The 18,568-nt window shown below is 43.9% G+C and carries 15 protein-coding genes and 1 pseudogene; 4 read left to right on the forward strand and 12 right to left on the reverse strand.

Annotation, left to right across the window (positions count from 1 at the left end):
- Positions 1–212 precede the first annotated feature (212 nt).
- Positions 213–887, forward strand: coding sequence for a DUF4097 family beta strand repeat-containing protein (locus MKY99_RS23410; RefSeq protein WP_339266604.1), 675 nt, complete (start codon positions 213–215; stop codon positions 885–887).
- A gap of 357 nt (positions 888–1,244) precedes the next feature.
- Here MKY99_RS23410 and MKY99_RS23415 read toward each other — a convergent pair whose 3' ends face one another.
- A complete protein-coding gene (locus tag MKY99_RS23415; protein WP_339266606.1) occupies positions 1,245–2,669 on the reverse strand; it encodes a class I SAM-dependent rRNA methyltransferase in 1,425 nt (474 codons plus the stop codon).
- Positions 2,670–2,768: 99 nt separating this feature from the next.
- Between MKY99_RS23415 and MKY99_RS23420 the strand changes: the two genes are divergently transcribed.
- A complete protein-coding gene (locus MKY99_RS23420; RefSeq protein ID WP_339243204.1) occupies positions 2,769–3,755 on the forward strand; it encodes a Na/Pi symporter in 987 nt (328 codons plus the stop codon).
- 52 nt (positions 3,756–3,807) lie between these two features.
- Here the strand turns inward: MKY99_RS23420 and MKY99_RS23425 are convergent, their stop codons facing one another.
- The 4 genes from MKY99_RS23425 to MKY99_RS23440 all read right to left on the reverse strand — a co-directional run bounded on the left by MKY99_RS23425 (position 3,808) and on the right by MKY99_RS23440 (position 9,380).
- Complete coding sequence (locus MKY99_RS23425) at positions 3,808–4,638, reverse strand: energy-coupling factor transporter transmembrane component T (protein ID WP_339243205.1); 831 nt, start codon at positions 4,636–4,638, stop codon at positions 3,808–3,810.
- Positions 4,571–6,340: an ABC transporter ATP-binding protein gene (locus MKY99_RS23430; RefSeq protein WP_339266608.1), complete on the reverse strand. Its 1,770-nt coding sequence runs from the start codon at positions 6,338–6,340 to the stop codon at positions 4,571–4,573. The genes MKY99_RS23425 and MKY99_RS23430 overlap by 68 nt, the downstream gene beginning before the upstream one ends.
- A 110-nt stretch (positions 6,341–6,450) precedes the next feature.
- Complete coding sequence (locus MKY99_RS23435) at positions 6,451–7,011, reverse strand: ECF-type riboflavin transporter substrate-binding protein (RefSeq protein ID WP_339266610.1); 561 nt, start codon at positions 7,009–7,011, stop codon at positions 6,451–6,453.
- A 158-nt stretch (positions 7,012–7,169) separates the two neighbouring features.
- The gene (locus MKY99_RS23440; protein WP_339266612.1) at positions 7,170–9,380 is read right to left on the reverse strand and encodes a hypothetical protein; all 2,211 of its coding nucleotides are present in this window, start codon (positions 9,378–9,380) and stop codon (positions 7,170–7,172) included.
- Positions 9,381–9,609: 229 nt separating this feature from the next.
- Here MKY99_RS23440 and MKY99_RS23445 point away from each other — a divergent pair, with 229 nt between their 5' ends.
- The gene (locus MKY99_RS23445; RefSeq protein ID WP_339271767.1) at positions 9,610–10,344 is read left to right on the forward strand and encodes an AzlC family ABC transporter permease; all 735 of its coding nucleotides are present in this window, start codon (positions 9,610–9,612) and stop codon (positions 10,342–10,344) included.
- Positions 10,335–10,660: pseudogene (locus MKY99_RS23450) on the forward strand (AzlD domain-containing protein). Before MKY99_RS23445 ends, MKY99_RS23450 begins: the two are co-directional and overlap by 10 nt.
- A 700-nt stretch (positions 10,661–11,360) precedes the next feature.
- Here MKY99_RS23450 and mtaB read toward each other — a convergent pair.
- From mtaB to MKY99_RS23485, 7 genes are all read right to left on the reverse strand, one after another.
- Entirely contained in the window at positions 11,361–12,704 is a 1,344-nt protein-coding gene (gene mtaB / locus MKY99_RS23455) for a tRNA (N(6)-L-threonylcarbamoyladenosine(37)-C(2))-methylthiotransferase MtaB (RefSeq protein ID WP_339243213.1), read from the reverse strand.
- A gap of 3 nt (positions 12,705–12,707) precedes the next feature.
- Positions 12,708–13,472 (reverse strand): RsmE family RNA methyltransferase, encoded by a 765-nt coding sequence (locus MKY99_RS23460; protein WP_042190982.1) that lies wholly within the window; start codon positions 13,470–13,472, stop codon positions 12,708–12,710.
- Positions 13,473–13,750: 278 nt separating this feature from the next.
- On the reverse strand, positions 13,751–14,434 hold the full coding sequence (locus MKY99_RS23465) for a site-2 protease family protein (RefSeq protein WP_042190984.1): 684 nt from the start codon (positions 14,432–14,434) through the stop codon (positions 13,751–13,753).
- Positions 14,435–14,436: 2 nt separating this feature from the next.
- On the reverse strand, positions 14,437–15,492 hold the full coding sequence (gene prmA / locus MKY99_RS23470; protein WP_076299675.1) for a 50S ribosomal protein L11 methyltransferase: 1,056 nt from the start codon (positions 15,490–15,492) through the stop codon (positions 14,437–14,439).
- A gap of 126 nt (positions 15,493–15,618) precedes the next feature.
- Positions 15,619–16,197: a DNA-3-methyladenine glycosylase I gene (locus MKY99_RS23475; protein WP_339271769.1), complete on the reverse strand. Its 579-nt coding sequence runs from the start codon at positions 16,195–16,197 to the stop codon at positions 15,619–15,621.
- Positions 16,198–16,333: 136 nt separating this feature from the next.
- Positions 16,334–18,010: a DUF4179 domain-containing protein gene (locus MKY99_RS23480; protein WP_339266614.1), complete on the reverse strand. Its 1,677-nt coding sequence runs from the start codon at positions 18,008–18,010 to the stop codon at positions 16,334–16,336.
- On the reverse strand, positions 17,970–18,530 hold the full coding sequence (locus tag MKY99_RS23485; protein WP_339266616.1) for an RNA polymerase sigma factor: 561 nt from the start codon (positions 18,528–18,530) through the stop codon (positions 17,970–17,972). The genes MKY99_RS23480 and MKY99_RS23485 overlap by 41 nt, the downstream gene beginning before the upstream one ends.
- Positions 18,531–18,568 lie beyond the last annotated feature (38 nt).

Consider the following 18,568-nt stretch of genomic DNA (forward strand, 5'->3'; position numbering starts at 1 on the left):
TGATGATTAAAACATATGCGACTGATAAACGCAACGAAATACAAAATGAATTTATTACCAGAGAAGAAGGCAAATATGAAGAACTAAATCATGTATCAAAGGATTATCCTTTGTTGCATATCGGAATTTGTCTGCATAGCAGCTTAAGATTGGCATTCGTAGGACTGGCAATATTTTAAAAGAAAAGTGATTTAACGAAGGAGCGTTTTATAATGAAAAGTACTGCAAAAAAATTACTAACTACTACAGGCATATTGGTGACACTATTGATATCATTAGCAGGATGTTCCTCCGACTCCACTTCCATGGAGGAAAAAAATTACACCATACCTGCCCAAAAGATTGATACCTTAACAATTGATGTAAAGGACAAAAAAATAAATATCCTCCAATCTAAAGATGAACAAATTCATATTGTTTACTATGAAAGTGAGAAAGATTTTTACAAGATTGATCTATCTGACGATAAAGAACTGTCAATGGTAAGTGACAGTAATAAGGAATGGAACGACTATATCGGAGGAAAAGGCTCGCAAGTAACCAGAACTATTCAGGTATCGATACCTGATGCAACTTTAAAAAATTTGACTTTAAAAACATCAAATGAAAGTATTGTATTACCAACAATCGTGTTTTTAGGGACAGTGGAAGTAAACATAAATAACGGAAATATCCAACTGGACAAATTGAATGTAGGGACGGCTATAACCCTTGAAACAAAAAACGGAAATATTAGCGGTTCAATTTCAGGGTCATATGATGATTTCGCGATCTTAAGCAAGGTAAAAAAAGGAGAAAGCAATTTGCCTGCCAATAAAGAGAATGGTTCGAAAAAATTATCTGCTTATACAAATAACGGCGATATTACCTTACAATTTTCTGAGTAGCCAGTAGTTAAATATTGGATCGTATGAAGTCAGATACAATATTGAAAGGGATAACCCCTGTTTCACTTTTGAAACTTCTGGTCCTACCTCTTCGACTATTCTACCGGCCTATAACCGATAAAATATCCGTCTTGTAATGGAAAACAGCGGCTTATACTTTCTGGATTACATTCGGACTCAGGAGTCGCTATTCATGAATTTCGTGCTGTTTTGGCAACTTATCGGACTAAGCGGACATACCTTGTTAATCCCGAATCCTACTCTTCTTAGAACACAGCAAAAAATCCGTAAAAAGAGGCCTCGATCGAAGACTCCTTTTACGGATTAAAATCCATTGCCTATATATGAACAGCCAGCTTATTTCTTACTCCGCACTTCAAAAATCGCAAACTTCAGATAGTGTCCTTCGTTAACGCCTAGAATCTGCGGATGGTCTTTGCCTGCGGCACGCCATTCCACAAGTCTCAATACTTTACCTGCATCTTTAGCTGCGTCAGCAATCGTCTCAAGGAATAGATCCGGCTGCATGTGGTAAGAACAACTTGCAGTAACCAAATATCCGCCTTCGTTCACCAGCTTCATGCCGTGTAGATTGATATCCTTGTAACCACGGCAAGCACCTGCTACTGCACTTTTAGTTTTCGCAAACGCTGGAGGGTCTAGGATAACTACATCCCAAGTTTTACCTCCACCTGCTGTCATCGGCTTGGAGGTATCTGTTTTGGTTGTTTTGCCTCCGGATTTAGCATTTGTAGACGCTACTGTTGATTCCGTTCCGCTTGCAATCGTCGCCCGCTCCGAACGTTCCTCCAGACCTTTTACCTGATTGCGCAGGTAGGCAAAAGCATCATCCACTACAAATTCCACTCGATCACTAAAGCCATTCAGCTCCACATTGACCTTGGCACTCTCTATAGCATGAGCGGAAACGTCAAGGCAGGTTACTTTTTTCGCACCGTACTTGCAAGCATGCAGAGTGAAGCTACCTGTGTGCGAGAAACATTCCAGCACTGTAGCACCATCCCAATAAGGGAAAGTTACGTGTTTACCACTCTTGTTTACCGGCAAAGTTTGTAACGAGCCATCTTCTGTTTCGATTTCTTGCAGCGTAATGCCACTTCGTCCACCCCAGCCCTTCATGAGTGGGGCAATGGATGCTCTATTCTCACGCTGATCAAAGAAGTAGCCTGTCTTTTGGCCCTCTTCGATATCTACTACCAGCTTAAGGCCATTCTCACTTACGGTAACATGACGTGGGCATTCCCCGTACAGCACACCTGTAGTCTGCTCCATCCCTTCCAGTTCGCGCACGCTAACATCACTGCGTTCATAAATACCACGCGGTGCCATAACCTGTACAAGTGCTTCAACAATCTCTGTACGGCGCTTGTCCATTCCGAGTGTAAGGAGTTGTACAACCAAAATATCTCCGAACCGATCCACAATAAGCCCTGGCAAAAAGTCCGCCTCACCATAAACCAAACGATATGCATCTGCCCCAGGGAGGAAACGTTCTCTATGTTGCAGACAATTCGTAAACCGTTCTACGAAAAAAGCTGTATCCATGATCGCCAGTGGTCCCTGCGATACAATTCTCACCCGGATTTGCGATGCTGGATTGTAATAGCCCACGGCCAAAAACCGGCCTTGATGATTTAGGACATCTACTAATCCCCCTGCTTCTGGGTTTCCTTCAACTGATGCAACTTCACCTGCGTAGACCCATGGATGGCCCTGTTCTAATCTTTTTTTGCGATTGCGTTCTAAAATAACCGATGCCAATGACTTCAACTCCCTGTTTCTCTAAAAATGATTTTATACATGTCCTACACGTTACTTTCATATATTGGTGTACAACCCTCGTCCAAAGGAGTATGCCCAATGTTCCGTGATCTGCTTTTCCCTATTATATATGGTCTTGTCATTTTTCTGGCTGGCATGAAGCTAATGGAAACAGCGTTGTCCAAGCTTGCAGGGCCACTGTTAACTACAAGCCTGAATAAGGCAACCTCTACACCTATCAAAGGCTTGATCGCAAGCAGTGTACTGTCAGCCCTGCTTCAGAGCAGCACGGCTGTAACTGTGCTAACGATCGGTATGGTGAATGCCGGCCTGCTCACCTATGCTCGTACACTTGGCATTATCCTAGGCAGCAACATCGGCACCACTTTGACCACAGAGTTAATCGGACTTCAGATCAATTCCATGGCATCGCCACTGCTGGCTGCCTCACTGAGTCTGTGGGCCGCAGCGGTTATAGCTGGCGAGTTACCGCATACATCACGGGCAGCAGCACTATGCCGGAAAATATCAGAGCCGCTGCAATTCATCAGCCTGGCTGTATCAGGATTCGCCCTAGTCCTATGGGGAATCGCAGTCATGCAGTCCATTGGCGGGACGCTTCAGGAGAGTGGCCTATTCCTTTGGTTCCTGAATCATGCTACCACAAGTGCCCTATGGGGACTCGCCGCTGGTGCCTGCTTAACTGCCCTGTTACATAGCAGCGCAGCAGTTATCGCCATGGCCATGGGCATTGCTGCCTCGGGTGCCATGCCACCAGAGCTCGGCATAGCCATCGTGCTCGGTGCCAACGTCGGTACCTGCGTCACGGCAGTCATCGCTTCCATCGGCGGCTCGTCTTCTGGCGTCTTTGTCGCTTGGTCGCATGTTGTCCTCAATGTAAGCGGTGCGCTACTGTTCCTACCTCTTATTGGGCCCCTACAAGCAACTGCTGCATGGATTGGCGGAGGAGCCGCCTCACAAATCGCCCATGCACAGACTATTTTTAACGTAGTATGCTCGCTAATCGCACTGCCATTATGTTACCTGCCTGTATGGTCAAGACTGGAGAAACGTCTTCAATCGTAACAATATACTGTAACGCCTGATCCCAAACTTTCCACAACTGTACTATTATACTTCAATCGAAAATATTATAAAACCGCGATCCATCGTAAAAAGTGATTACCGTCGAAGATGTTGCGATCAGAGCGAATAAGATTAAAGCAATATAGTCATTTCTTGAGAACGGACGACTGCTGTACCAAGTCCGTTTTCTATTAGTTCCGAAGCCACGTAACTCCATAGCCGTACTAATATTCTCAATTCGCTCAATGCTAGTCAGAATCAAGGGCATTAGAATCGAAATGATATTTTTAAGCCGCTTAGGCAGCTTTTCTTTTCGAGAGATGTCTATTCCCCGTGCCTGAGCAGAGAACGATATATTCTCATAATCTCTTTGGATATCCGGAATGTACCGCAGCGCAAGCGATACAGAATATGCAATTTTATAATTCACACCAATCCGGTTTAAAGACGCTGCGAATTCACTAGGATTTGTCGTTAGAAGGAACAACAGTGCCATGGGAATGACTACTGCATACTTAAGGGCAATATTTAATTGATAGAATAGCTGCTCATATGTAACGGTATACCGACCTACAAGATGAACAATATCATGACGTGAACCGTAAACCTTTACACCTTCCAAAGGAGAAAAAATAAAGATAGCTATATGATTAAGCACAAAGAAGATCAGGATAAAATATAGCACGAAAGCATAATCCTGAAATTGAACTTTAGAGACTCTAAAGGCAATCAAACTAAATAATAGCATCACAATTAGACATCTTGTATCATATGTAATCATCCCTGTCACAGACCACACTATAAATAAAATTAGCTTAGTAGCGCCTGTAAGACGGTGAATAGGTGAATCTTGCTTCGTAAAAGTTAACATTGTGGCCTTCATCCGCCCGGCTCCTCCTGTCGTATGCAATAAATCTTCTTACGAACTCTTCTGGCTGATCCAATTGGACCCTCATAGCCAATGTAAATAGTGAGGTCTCTTTCAAATTAGCATTCCTCACTACTTCTATATTGGTTAATACTCGCTCAGGGCTATCATCAGCAAGCTTAACACCATCAGACAACACTACAGCTCTATCGGCATACTCCAGCATAAGATGCATATCATGGGTAATCATAATGACCGTCATTCCCTGTTCCCGAAGCGTCAAAAGAAATTCCATCATTTCGTTGTAGTGCCTATAATCCTGTGCTGCAGTCGGCTCATCTAATATGATCACTTCCGGCTCCAGGATCATAATAGAAGCAATAGTCACACGTTTCTTCTGACCGTAGCTGAGCGCAGAGATGGGCCAGCTACGAAAAGCGTATAGACCGCATATTTTCAAAACATGATGCACTCGCTCACGAATAATCTCCTCAGACACCCCTCGTAATTTAAGGCCTAGTGCAACCTCATCATATAAAAGCGTCTTAGAAATCATATGATTAGGATTCTGCATCACGAAACCGATCCGCTCTGCCCGCTCCTTAATCGTATCCTTGGCAATATCCCTTCCGTTCATCAATATCGAACCGGAAGTGGGCTTATAAAAGCCACAGATAAGCTTAGAGACCGTCGATTTCCCAGCACCATTTCTCCCAGCTATACAGACCATTTCTCCTTTATGAATAAGAAGGTTAAGTTTATGAAGTACTGGTCTGTTCTTCTCATAACCGAATGAAACATCACGTAGCTCAAGGATAGGTAGACTCTCACGTTTATCCTGCTGCGAATTATTATTATCATACCAGTACTCAAGCTTGCTGGAGCAAGAGACCAGCCAAATTTCATCTATATGCTGTGGATTCATATCTGATGCAATCGTACATCCTGCATACTTTAAAGCCGTTAAATAAAGAGGTTCCCGAATGCCTACTTCTGAAAGTAAGCCAGTGCTTAACAGCTCAGCGGCTGGCATATCCGCAGCAATGCGTCCGTCATGGATCACAATAATGCGGTCCACCGCACAATGAAGTACTTCCTCGAGTCTGTGCTCGATAATAATAACCGTTTTACCGGTCTCTTTTTGCACTCGGTCAATAAGCTCAATCGCTTTTGTGCCGGTATATGGATCTAAGTTTGCCAAAGGCTCATCAAACAGCAGGATGTCCACATCACCAACTAGAACACCAGCTAAGGTCGTTTTCTGCTTCTGACCGCCTGACAATTCCTGAGGTGACGCTCCCAAATATTCGTGGATATCCACTGCTGTTGCCGCAGCCACTACCTTTTCTATCATTTCAGCCTGTTGAACTGCGTGATTCTCCAGACTGAAGGCGATATCCTCTCCAACCGTTAATCCAACAAATTGTCCGTCCGGGTCCTGCAATACAGTCCCTACCTGGTCCGACAATGCTGCAATACTAAGTTCTTTCTGCTCCAGACCCATAATTCGCAATGACCCAGACATTTCACCTTTATAGGCAAAAGGGATGAGTCCGTTTATACAATGAGCCAGCGTACTTTTTCCAGAACCAGAGGGTCCCACAATAAGTACCTTCTCCCCTTCGGCAATCGTTAAGTTGATATCTATGAGTGTAGGCTCCTGCTGTGCTCGATATTGAAAACTAAAATCCTTAAATTCAATCACTGCTTTTTTCATCCTTTACCTTCCTCTTAGCTTCGTTTGAAAAATTTCACTTCCATTATATGTTTTACAGCCATAAAAAAGCCGGTGATCTCCACCGGCTTTTGGTTTGGATTATATGCTACTCAGGCTTCTCTGGTCAAGCTGCCTTGCTTCGTTCTTGTCTTTGCATATGCAATTGCGAGTAGTGAGCCAATCACTGCTACAGTGACGATATTGGATACTCCGGCGATAAGTCCTTGTGTGAATACTTTATTCGCTGGTTCTGCATAGATTAGAATATCCAGTACAGGTGCTACTAAGAACCAGGCGATTGCGTTTGCTACAATCTGGGCCAGATTAAAACGAATCAGTTCCTTTCGTCCGAACTCCCCGTCATGAATCCCAATTCTAGCCACAAGCAGACCAACAACGAGCCCAACAATTCCAGAAGCGATCACCCAACTGAACCAAGGGGAACCATAAAAAATCGCATCCTTCAGTGTATGTCCGATCAGGCCAATGAGTAATCCGGCAAACGGACCGTACAACAGTGCAAACAATGCCAGTAAAGCGTATGTAGTCTCAATGTTAGTGTTTGGAATTCCGGATGGAATCGAACCGAACCTGCCCAAAATAACGAATAAAGCAGAACCGATACCAATCGCAACAATCGTCTTAATCGATAACACCTTTTGTTTTGCCATATTTTCATCTCCCCCAACGCTTCTCTTTTATTTTATGTAATTATACATCGGAATAGTCGGAATTAATATAGATTAAAATAAAAAAATCTGCAAAGCAACATTAATGTTGGCTTTGCAGACCCAGACCACTTATAGAGTTATTATATGATTTGCTTTATCTATTTCACAGTAACGGTTACCGTCACTGTCTTGGTGCCAATCTTTCCTTTAATGGATGCCGTTCCTTTGCTCACAGCTACAATCTGGCCGCTAGCAGATACTCTAGCTACAGAAGGCTTAGAGCTAGTCCACGCCGCACTTCCAGTAACAATAGCGGTCTTCCCCGTATCATACTGCGCAATCACAACTGCATTCTGAACAGCTCCCGGAGCCATCTTCAGTCTATTCTCGTTGACAGTCAACTTCATTAGCTTAGGAACTACATTAATTTTGACACTAGCAGCGAGCCCTTGGTAAGAACCTGATAACGTCGCAGTTCCTTCTGTTATGGCTTTAACAGATGTACTTTTAACCGTGGCAACTGCTTCATTCGAGGACTCCCAATTCATGCTGCTGGAGATATTCCCCGTCTTACCATTAGAGTAGTAAGCCGTTACCTTTATGGATTTAGAACCTTTAATATTCAATTCAATCGCATTCGGTTCTACAACAATTTTAGTAACCTTTTGTTCAATAGTAACCGGGATACTAATAGTCTTATTAGCGTAGGTTCCCTTTAAAGTAGCAGAACCCTTCACCAGTCCTTTGATTACCTTGCCGGAAGAGGTTGTCTTGATAATTGCATTCGTACCGGTAATCTCCCATTCCATAGTACCTGTAGCATCGAGTTCATTCCCATTTTCCATCACAGCTTTGACTTCAGGAACAGCCTTCTCTTCACCAGTAACAATCACAACGTTTTCCTCTGGTCCGAGCAGGATATGAACCTTATCTTTAACTGTAACACTCACTACAACACTTTTTTCCCGGATAGCCGCTTTGGAGGAGGTAGGATTCTCTGATTTTATTTTGCCGACAATATTAACAGTACCAGCCTTTTCAGCAACGAGCTTGCCATCTTTGATGGTGGCGATCTCATCGTTGGCAGAAGTCCACTCGATTTCTTGACTGAGATCCAGCTTCGTTCCATCTAGCTTGGTTCCGTTGATCTTTGGCAAACTAACGGAATCCTCTGTGTACATGTCCAGTTCCTTTTTATCAGCTTCCAACTCAGTAATCGTAGGATATACCGTCAACTTAAAGCTTTTACTAATCCCTCTGTACTCTGCTTTAATAACCGATGTTCCCACTGCTTTTGCGGTGATCGCTGCAGCATCAGTACCCGCAGTAACCGTCGCCGCGAGTTGGTTGTCCGAACTCCATACTGCACTACTGGATACATTCGGAGTGGAATTCGCAGCATCTCTAACTTCTGCTTTAACGTTCAAGCTCTCACCCATAAACAAGAATTGATCGCCTGATGGAGTAAGCAATAACGCCTCGTAAGGAGCACGTACATATACATCCACAGTTTGTGTAATCCCCAGATAAGATACTGTAATTACAGCTTTTCCTGCGGACAGTACTTTGATTTCTCCCTTGTCTACAGTAGCGACACTTGTATTAGAAGATGACCATTCCGCTTTCTCTGAAATATCATTTGCGGTCGTCTTTGTAGTCTCTTTGGTAAACGCAGCTACTTTCACCGGATTATCGCCAACGAGCATTTCAATTTCCTTAATTACGATACCCTTATCATTTTTAAGCTCAATTTCAGAATAAGGCAATTTGACTACAGCTTTAAAGGTTGCTGTTAGATCCTTGTATTTGGCAGTAATGGTTGAGGTACCTTCACCCGCCAGTGTGATTTTACCTTCTGCAATCGTCAATACGCTTGTATTGGAGCTGCTCCAAGTGGTATCAGCCGTAACATCCTTGGCAGAAGTCGCTGTTTCGCCACCAATCGCATTGGCTTTGACCAACAGTTTATCCTCTTCGTCACCCAATTTATAGTTCCCTTCGGAGCTATATTCAAGCTTCAATTCTTTGATCGGATGTGAAACCTCTACTTCTATAGTAGCGAGTGCATGATTATAAGTAGCTGTAATAATAGCCTTTCCGCTATCTATTGGAGTCAATAAGCCATTTACTACTTTTACAGCGTTAGTGTTAGAAGAATTCCATACCACTGCACCGGTCACATCTCTTTTGGAGGAGGACCCTTCCACATTCGCATATACCTTCAGTTGCTTTGGCGTTTGTCCAACCGTAAGCTGCACTTTGGCTGAGCTTTCAAACTCAATCGAGTTGATATCGCCGGCAGCTGCAAAGACACTTACCGGAAAAACCGCAGTAGCTAACAATATCATGATGAGGAGCATTTTCGTCATTTTCCTGTACACAGTCATTTGTTCTCTCCCTTAGGTTATAATGTCGTTTGGTGGTTTATCCCCACACTCTTTTACTTATATCGACAATTGTACACCAAGTGTTTACCCTATAACTCCATAAAGCCAAATTCAGGACTTTCAGACTAGATAATCAGGTGATAGGTTGATCAATATATTAGGAAGTAATATGCTAGCTACTACATTCTTTTTTTGAACCAAGGGGGCTATGATGAGTTTAGAGAACTTTCAACTAGAGACAATCCCTACTCCAAAAGAGGAGAATAGCTTCCTTAAAGGGGTAAAAGATTGCATTCCTACACTACTCGGTTATTTGAGCATTGGACTTGCAGCAGGTGTTGTTCAAAAGACCGCCGGGCTGAGCATTGCTGAGATTGCCTTGATCAGTCTGATGCTTTATGCCGGTTCAGCACAGTTTATAGCTGCTGGAATGATAGCTGTAAGCAGCTCGCCTGTTGCTATTATCGTTACGATATTTATCGTGAATCTTCGTCATATTTTGCTTAGTGCAGCTCTTTCACCTTATTTCCGGCATCTTACCCCACTGAGAAATATGCTGGTTGGAACCCTGCTGACAGATGAGACCTTTGGAGTTGCTATTAATCAAACAGTGAATAAGCAACAAATCAGTGAAAAATGGATGCATGGCCTTAATCTCACTGCCTATTTAAATTGGTTTATTGCGAATATAGCAGGAGCTTTTTTGGCACAGTGGATTTCTGATCCAGATCAATTCGGTCTACAGTTTGCTTTACCTGCCATGTTCATTGGCATCCTTGTTATTTCCATGATTGATCGTAATAAAATAAAACTTGATTTAGTTGTCGCAATCCTAGCAGTAATCATCGCTGTAGCTAGCTCCTTCGTATTCTCCGGTAGTGTGGGTGTCATTATTGCAACGGTCATTGCGTCAACAGTAGGGATGGTGCTTGAAAAATGGAAGTGAGATGGGATGTATTTTGGATTATTCTAGGGGCGGCTTTGGTAACCTTCATACCAAGGGTGGTTCCATTAATGATTCTAAGCCGATTCGAATTGCCTGAATGGGGAATGCGCTGGTTAAATTATGTTCCTATCTATGTTATGGCGGCACTAATAGGTCAGGAGATCCTCTTAAATGATGGAAAATTCTCGCCTATTGCTAATAACGTTGAGCTTTTTGCGGCAATCCCTACTTTTGGATCGCTATTAAGACCTGGAGTTTGCTAGGAACTGTACTGGTTGGGATTGTTTCGATCATGATCCTGCGGATGTTTTTTTGATCATGCAGGGGACCCCAAAAGCAATGAGTTACCGTGGCTGCTGCTCCCCCCCCCGTCTCTTATCTGACCACTTCTTGGCGCTACTCGTAAGAATTCGTTATCAGGAATAGCTTCATTATTTCTGCGTAACGATCAGGATTCATCATGCCAGTTTCGTCCATAAAAGAGTTAAAAAGATGACATAGTACAAGTCATTTATAGTGATTGTAAGCGAGAGTTTCTCTTTCAGGCGCTCCGCACCACCTTCTCAGCGATATCTGGGGGATTTATACCCCTCTTTTTCACCTTTCGCGCCTTCCGGGCGATATCTGGGGGATTTATACCCCTCTTTCTCACGTTTCACACCTTTCGCGCCTTCCGGGCGATATGTGGGGGACTTATACCCCTCTTTTTCACCTTTCGCGCCTTCCGGACGATACGGGCGCAGTTTTGGGCTTCTTTACAAAATCACTGCTAATATATGTACCACTTTTCCAAGAATATTGTCCCTGGAGTCCGAAAGTATGCTCAAATGACTAAAAAGTATGCTGGTATCTCCATAGAAAACCGCAAGATTAGGAGAGAGCTATACTTCTCCCATGTAGCAGCTATTCCTCTGCTATGCGGTTGCATTTCTCAGCTAACGCCAAACACACAAAGGAGCAATTCTCCATTAACGGGAGAATTGCTCCTTTGCTGTCTTTTAACTAACGTCTATTCCTTAACGAACAGCCAGCTTAAGACCGCTCTGACTAACCCCGACCAATTCGCCTCGGCATTCATTCACACCTGCTTCGGTGATCTTCACCTCACAAAGTTCTCCTTGAAGTGAATCCTCTCCATCAAAGAAGACCTGCAAATAGTTGTCGCTGAATCCATGCTGGATATTGCGGCCCGGAGCTCCTTTAGCGGATCTTTCCGGAATCACACTAAGCGTCTGTCCTACAAACTTACGGGCATATGCTAATTGCATTTCTTCGGATAGATCAATCAGCTCCTGCACGCGTACATTTTTGATCTCCTCATCGATCTGATTCTCCATCCGCGCTGCAGGAGTACCTGTCCGCTTGGAATACGGGAATACATGCATCTCCGAGTAATTTACAGCCTTCATGAAATCGTATCCGGCACGGAACATCTCATCGGTCTCACCCGGGAATCCAACGATAACGTCAGTGGTAATCCCGACATCTGGCATCGCCTGGCGGATCAATTGCATTTTGGCGTAATACTCTTCTGTCGTATATTTACGGCGCATCGCTTTCAGTACATCATTATGTCCGGCTTGTAACGGAATATGCAGATGACGGCACATTTTGGAGGAACGGTTCAGCACCTCAAGCAGCTTCTCATCAATCTGACTAGCTTCGATAGAACTGATACGCACCCGTTCCAGACCATCTACCTTATCTAGATCCCACAGTAAATCGGAAAGACGGTAATTATCAAGATCATCACCGTAACCTCCGGTATGAATACCTGTTAGTACAAATTCCTTATACCCTGCTTCTACCAATTGATGCGCTTGAGCTACGATGCTTTTTGGATCACGACTGCGAGAAAGTCCACGCGACCATGGAATGATGCAGAAGGTGCAGAAGTTGTTACAACCATCCTGAATCTTCATAAAAGCACGCGTCCGATCCGCAAAGCCTGGCACATCCATCTCTTCGAACTCACGTGTCTTCATAATATTACGCACAGCATTGACCGGCTGACGTGAGGCTTCAATATTCTTCACATGTGTCATGATCTGATCGCGGTCCTGGTTACCGATGACAAGGTCAACTCCAGGAATATCTAGAATCTCCCCAGGAGAGGTTTGTGCGTAGCAGCCTGTTACGGCTACGATGGCCTCTGGATTACGGCGCACGGCACGTCGGATCATTTGACGGCTTTTTTTGTCACCTGTGTTAGTTACTGTACAAGTATTAATCAGATATACATCGGCGGGACCCTCGAAATCAACCTGCTCGTAACCTTCATTTTTAAATAGCTGCCAAATGGCTTCGGTATCATAGAAATTCACTTTACAACCTAAAGTATAAAACGCTACGGATGGCATCTCTTAAGCTCCTCCCATTTCTCCAGATTCATATAATATACAAGCAGCGGCAACCATGCCCGCTGTCTCACAGCGCAGAATTCGCCGTCCTAGTCCTACGGATACTGCCCCGGCTTCTTCTGCCTTGAGGCATTCCTCCGGAGTAAAACCTCCTTCAGGACCTACCACAACCATAACTTTCCCGCCAGACTGCGGCGAAAGCGATGCTAACCATGGAGCGACGCTGCTTCGAAGCTGTAAGCCTTCCTCTTTTTCATAACAGAAATAAACAGCATCATACTCACTAAAAGTCTGCAAAAGCTGCTTCCAGGACAACGGTGACCCTACAGACGGAACGATGTTCCGATGAGCCTGTTCGGCAGCTTCCTTACAAATTTTACGCCAGCGATCCAGTCGTTTGCTTTCTTTACGCTCGTCGTATTGCACTATTGTGCGTTCTGACAGAAAAGGAACAAAGCCTACAGCACCAATCTCTGTACACTTCTGAATGACAGTTTCCATCTTATCGGCTTTAGGCAAGCTCTGAGCAACTGTAATTTTAATTCGAGGTTCATGCGTCATCTCCAGGGACTCCAAAATGTTCACAGTGACTTCCCCAATTTCAATCTGCGCAATCTCTACTAATGCCTCACGGGAAACACCATCGCTAACAATAAGCTTGTCCCCTGCCTTACCACGCATCACTTTAGCGATATGACGGGCATCTTCCCCATCAATTCTCACGGTATCCGCACCAAACTGCTCCGGTGTAACGAAATATCGCTGCATCTCATCATCATCCTGTTCATAAATTCAGTAACAAGTATAAACGCCTTCGGCGTCCTTATAAGGACGGTAAGCGTTTAATCGAAAAATACAAGTCATAAAGTATAGAGTGGTACTTATACTTTCTTATATTTGAAGAAACGGCTTAGTCGCCCTTATAAGGACATCACCCGTTTCTTCAAGAAATATAAGGTTCGGTCAGACGAAAATTAACGATAAAATTTTGATCAAATTACATAATACAATGTTTGACAAAGGTTGAACAGACTTCATCCCTTGCCTTAGCTGCCAAAAATTCTTAGAGACAACTGTACAAATGTTCTCGACATTTCACTAGCCCAGCCTGCGAGCGGATCAATCGTATACGTCCGTAGCCCAGGAATAAACAGAATCAATAAAAAGAGAAATACAGCCCATTGTTCAAATTGCTGTAATTTGCCGCGGATCGAACGTGGGGCGATATCTTCCACAATCCGATAGCCATCCAGTGGCGGCAGCGGAATAAGATTGAACAGAAACAGAAAGAAGTTCCATTGAATGAAGGTGCCAAAGAATAAGTATACAGCCTCAAGCATGCGATCATTCGAGATATTATCTAGAACTCCAGTTGCCGCAAGTGCACCGTATATTATAGCACCAATAATTCCTAAGAGCAGGTTACTGATTGGTCCCGCAGCCGACACGATGACTCCCATGAGACGAGGACGACTAAAGTTATCGCGGTTTACCGGAACCGGACGTGCCCAACCGAAGCCAGCAACTAGCAGCAGCAAAATACCAAAGAAATCGAAATGAACAGCAGGATTAAGCGTCATGCGGCCAAGTAATCTTGCTGTTGGGTCACCGAACTTATTCGCGAAATATGCATGACTGAATTCATGTACTGTAAAAGCAATTAAAATTGTAATGAGCAGGAAAGGAAGCTGATCTAAATCTACTCGAATTATATTTTGTAATATATCCATCTTTACCTCTTTCCGGCTGTAAACGCCACCCAATCTTCCTCACGGGATATTTCAATAATCTCAAAACCAGACGCTTTCAGCGCGTTCGCTACAAGTCCTTCTTTATCTTTATATATACCTGAGGTAATGTAGAGGCCTCCAGGCTGAAGCGCGCGGTACACATCATCCGTAAACAATACGATGATTTCCGCCAAAATATTCGCAACTACAATTTGTACAGGCAATGTCACGCCAAGGCTGCCTTCTTGCTCTTGCTTAGCAGGAACGGCTCCTTCTAGTGAGTGACCAGGTCTAGCGGATGGCCACATCTCTCCAGCCGCTGTATCCGCTACGCCTTCCCCGCCCAGCAGCGATAGAAGATCGCTCTCTTTTACCGTTATGGATGATTCAAGCTTGTTAAGGGCTACATTCTCCCGTGCACTTTCCACAGCCACCGGATCTAAATCTAAGGCCAATACGGATTTTGCACCTAGCAGCATCGCACCTACAGCCAGAATTCCTGAACCGGTGCCGACATCGATAACTTCTTCACCGCCGCTAATATTCTTTTCAAGTGCACGGAGGCACAGAGCTGTTGTAGGGTGAGTCCCAGTACCAAATGCCATGCCAGGGTCGATCTCAATGATGGCTTCATCTGGACTCTCAGGCGTATATTCCTCCCAGGTTGGTTTAATGGTAAGACGTTTGGATACGCGTAGCGGTTTGAAATATTGCTTCCAAGCATGCGCCCATTCGTCTTCATCCACAGTCTTCCAAGAAATCAACGCTTTGCCTGGATCAATCCCGTACTCATGCAATTCGGCTACCCGTGGAGTCAATTCTTCTATAACAGCATCCATATCTGTGGAATCGGCATAATACCCTTTTATGACCGCTTCCCCTTCAGGAATATCATTCAAAGGTTGGTCGTACAATTCACCGTAACGTGTATCCCGTTCTTTATTCAGTGTGCCGGATTCCTCGATAGAAACCCCACCCGCACCAGCTTCATATAAAAAATTCGAAATCATTTCCTGTGCTTCTTCTGTTGTATGTATCGTCACTTCATGCCATAACATCTTTATGTAATCCTCCTAAAAGTTTTGTGAGCATTTGCTTCATTGATTTACTTCGTGCAAAACTCGCTTCGAAAGCATTCGCTTCATAGTATAACATTTCTTATTGGTGTAACGCCAAACTACAGCTCAACGACCTACGACGTCCTCTTTACACCTACAAAAGCAGTTGAGCGAATGATCATCCACCATCCCCGATGCCTGCATAAAAGCATAACATATTGTAGTACCCACGAACTTCATGCCTTTCTTCTTTAATGCCTTACTCATCTCATCAGACTGAGCCGTCGAAGCAGGTACATCTGCACGAGTCTTCCAATGATTAATAGTTGGCACACCTCCGACAAAGCTCCAGAGATACTCTGCAAAGCTGCCATATTCCTCGCAAATTTGCAAATACACACCCGCATTACGAATGATAGCATCAATTTTCAATCGATTTCTAATAATCCCTGGATCACTCATTAGCTCTGCCATTTTGGCTTCATCATAATGGACAATCTTATTCGGATCAAATCCGTCAAATACCTCTCTGAAACGCGCCCGTTTTTTTAGTACCGTGTACCAGCTCAGCCCTGCCTGCATCCCTTCCAGCATAAGCAATTCAAACAGCTTTTGGTCACCATAAAGAGGCTTTCCCCACTCTTCATCATGATAGGCAATATATAGAGGATCATCATTGACCCAAGCACAGCGAGTGACTTCCATCATTTCCTCCCCCTTTAATTATTCATAGCTAAACCTTTACAACGTCTACTCACTGTAAACGAAAAAAAGGGAAGAACACAAGGTTCATCCCCTAAAAAAGTTATTCTATTTCCTTTAATTATGCTTCTTCTAACTCTTATAACTGGATCTGCACTCTCGTTTCTTTATCCGGATCATCAGTTGTATAGTAGAACATATAGATAGTAGCTTCTGTACCTTTAAAATCCTTATACACATCAATGGCCTTGTTGTTTCCATCCCCCGCGAAATTGACGGTTAGCGGTTTACCTAGGATGCGCTCCTTACCCAACCCGATGTGTGTCTGGTTAATTCCACCGAAGCGAGCATCTTCACTTCCAGTTTCTACATAAAGATCGGATCCTTGCATATAGTATGTCCACTTCACCGGATACCCGTTGAGTTGCTGGATAATCGTCTGTTTCTTTTGAGAGATGTTCGTTAAAAGAAGCGGTATTTTGTCATCATTATTTTTGGTAATTTTATAGCTGCCATGCTGAGTCACCTTATATTTAGCTACAAAGGTAATCGGAGTCTCTTTCGTAATTTCAAGATCGACTGGCCGCTCGAAACGAAGCACTGTCAGCTCCGGCTCACCCTCTGGAGATCTCCATAAATTCCCCTCAAGCGTCTTGCCTGCTACTTCAAGAGCATACTTTTTATAAGGGAAGCCATTGTCTATATCCTTACTTCTAACTGTGACTCGAATTTGAGTAGGCGACACAACCATATTCTCCAGCGTGTAATCAGTCTCACCTGCCTCGAGCGGCAGATTTAGACTGGTTTTTATCGTCCCGCTCTCCATCTGCTTTTTACTTAATTGAAGATCGAATGAAAGTGGTCCATTAACATCTTTTTCTTTCTTCATATATTGCAGCTTATAAGTCGTTTGACCACCGGAAACATCCTCCGCCTTAAAGTATTGCTGCGCTGTATACTCCCCTTTTTCTCCTGGTGTACCGAAAGTACCTCCAGGCAGCGAATTTATGAGCGTTCCATTTTTGTAACCGACAATATTTGGATAGGCCCATTCTTTTGCTTCTGGCTGATCAAAAATGATCGCTGAAGAGAATAACATTTTCTCTTGACCTTGGGTAAACGGCTTCACCTCTATGCTGCGCATCCCCTCCTGTCCAATAGGGAAGCTCTGTGTCTCCGTCGAGTGAATATCCAGCGGCAAATCTAACGATTGTTCACTAAAAGCCTGAATATCATTTGTAACTAGCTGAACATTCACGGTGTCCTTCTCTGGTGTCCATTCACTTTCGAAATAACCGTTATAAATTTGGTTCTTTTCGTCCCAGTTCAGATAATTGTACTCTCCAGAACTATTTCCCCCCTCAGTACCTTTCAGGGTCATCTCAGTCACACGCCAAGTTTCACTGTCCTGTCGTTGTCCAACATCCAATGTGAATAAGATGACCGTTCGATTCTCATCCACAATGGCGGTATGTAGCTTTAGCGTCACTCCGTCCTTTGTCACCGATTGATCCAGCTTTTGACCGAGGTTTTGTGCCAGTGCCGCCTGAATACCACCTTTTTCACGGAGCATTGTATCCCAATTATAATGAACTGCCGCATATACTGGCGCCGCCGCTAGAAGTACTGAAAACGATGAAACAAGTGCTATTTTGCTCCAGTTTCTCCCCTGTTTCTGGCTACCACTGCTCATCCGAGCGTGAAAAGATGTTGTATTTTTATGTTCAATTCTCTCCCACATGCTTTCAAAATCAGGATATGTTACACTTTGACCCTCATTTAGCTGATGCTCCAGCATATTCTCCAACTTTTTCATAAGATTCGCCCTCTTTCCGTTCAATTTGAACCCCAGCCTCCAGCAAAATTCTCCGCAATACCTTTAGCCCTTTATGCAGCCTTGATTTGGTCGTCCCGAGCGGGATGGATAGCAGGTCTGATACTTCAGCCAAGCTGAAATCATGCATGTACCTAAGCGTAATCACCATCCGAAGTTTGACTGGGAGCTGGCTCAAATATTTCGCCCATTCCATTGTCGTCTCCCGCTGCTCAATCAATCGTTCTACAGGGATTTCAGGAGACTTCTTAAATAAATAAAGATTGTCTGAGATTTTTTGTTGTAAAGTACGCTTCCGTTTCAAATGATTCAGGCAATGGTTGACCGTTATTTTCATAATCCAAGCCTTCAAATGCTCTACGTTCTCACGATTCGTGTGAAATACGGTAATGAACACATCCTGCGTCAAGTCCTCCGCATCCGCGGCGTCATGCACCATATAGTAGCAGGTCCGATATACATCCTTGTTGTAGGCTTCGAATAATTCCCGGTTAGTCTCCAAATCTCGCGCCCTCCTTTCTTATCTGTGATATCTATATG

The sequence above is a fragment of the Paenibacillus sp. FSL R5-0470 genome (genome assembly GCF_037975205.1).
In the GTDB taxonomy this organism is placed as follows: domain Bacteria; phylum Bacillota; class Bacilli; order Paenibacillales; family Paenibacillaceae; genus Paenibacillus_AQ.

Coding starts and splice junctions, on each gene's coding strand:
- prmA (WP_076299675.1), bottom strand. CDS start 15,492: ATGTTATGGCATGAAGTGACGATACATACAACAGAAGAAGCACAGGAA.
- MKY99_RS23410 (WP_339266604.1), top strand. CDS start 213: ATGAAAAGTACTGCAAAAAAATTACTAACTACTACAGGCATATTGGTG.
- MKY99_RS23440 (WP_339266612.1), bottom strand. CDS start 9,380: ATGACGAAAATGCTCCTCATCATGATATTGTTAGCTACTGCGGTTTTT.
- MKY99_RS23465 (WP_042190984.1), bottom strand. CDS start 14,434: ATGGATATATTACAAAATATAATTCGAGTAGATTTAGATCAGCTTCCT.
- MKY99_RS23435 (WP_339266610.1), bottom strand. CDS start 7,011: ATGGCAAAACAAAAGGTGTTATCGATTAAGACGATTGTTGCGATTGGT.
- MKY99_RS23420 (WP_339243204.1), top strand. CDS start 2,769: ATGTTCCGTGATCTGCTTTTCCCTATTATATATGGTCTTGTCATTTTT.
- MKY99_RS23460 (WP_042190982.1), bottom strand. CDS start 13,472: ATGCAGCGATATTTCGTTACACCGGAGCAGTTTGGTGCGGATACCGTG.
- MKY99_RS23430 (WP_339266608.1), bottom strand. CDS start 6,340: ATGAAAAAAGCAGTGATTGAATTTAAGGATTTTAGTTTTCAATATCGA.
- mtaB (WP_339243213.1), bottom strand. CDS start 12,704: ATGCCATCCGTAGCGTTTTATACTTTAGGTTGTAAAGTGAATTTCTAT.
- MKY99_RS23480 (WP_339266614.1), bottom strand. CDS start 18,010: ATGAAAAAGTTGGAGAATATGCTGGAGCATCAGCTAAATGAGGGTCAA.
- MKY99_RS23445 (WP_339271767.1), top strand. CDS start 9,610: ATGAGTTTAGAGAACTTTCAACTAGAGACAATCCCTACTCCAAAAGAG.
- MKY99_RS23425 (WP_339243205.1), bottom strand. CDS start 4,638: ATGAAGGCCACAATGTTAACTTTTACGAAGCAAGATTCACCTATTCAC.
- MKY99_RS23475 (WP_339271769.1), bottom strand. CDS start 16,197: ATGGAAGTCACTCGCTGTGCTTGGGTCAATGATGATCCTCTATATATT.